1 protein-coding gene is annotated in these 535 nt (G+C 40.6%); it reads right to left on the minus strand.

Annotated elements, in window-relative coordinates:
• Positions 1 to 96 precede the first annotated feature (96 nt).
• Positions 97 to 315: a cell division protein gene (locus tag HMPREF3050_RS01440; RefSeq protein ID WP_070773201.1), complete on the minus strand. Its 219-nt coding sequence runs from the start codon at positions 313 to 315 to the stop codon at positions 97 to 99.
• Positions 316 to 535 lie beyond the last annotated feature (220 nt).

Raw genomic sequence — 535 nt, forward strand, 5'->3', positions numbered from 1 at the left:
ACGCCGTACTGGTTTAAAGTTAATCCACTATATCTTTCTTTTTCGAAGCGCTGCGCCAGTGCGTATCCGCAACAACCGCAGCGTTGACGCTCAAATTTACTCGTCGTCTTCCAACGCTTCTTGTCCGCCTTTTTCGGCAAAATGACCCAACAGCCAAAGCAGAGCGCCGCCACCGGTAATCCCTGCTTTAATCCACATTGCAGTATCTTCCCCCCAGTTATAAATCCATGCTAAAACTTTCGGCACAGCATTCATATAATTCAAACCGAACGCTAAAAGACCCAGGATAAACAAAGTGCTGCCAAATCTTTTCATGAAGATTCCTTTCGATGAAAATCAGAAGATTTATAAAGAAATATAAAAAAGATTACTTTCCGCGCAATATAGATGTAAAACGATATCATTATAGTCGAAACAAATTAAAAAATATATTTTCACGCAAAATACATGGTTGAGAGCAAACACCTCATTTCTCATCAAAGAACATATAGTGGATTAACGTTAAACCGGTACGGCGTTGCCTCGCCTTAGCTCA

The sequence above is a fragment of the Neisseria sp. HMSC065D04 genome (assembly GCF_001815675.1).
Taxonomy (GTDB): domain Bacteria; phylum Pseudomonadota; class Gammaproteobacteria; order Burkholderiales; family Neisseriaceae; genus Neisseria.

Bases quoted from the DNA above. Each gene is read 5' to 3' on its own strand.
- HMPREF3050_RS01440 (WP_070773201.1), bottom strand. From the start codon at position 315: ATGAAAAGATTTGGCAGCACTTTGTTTATCCTGGGTCTTTTAGCGTTC.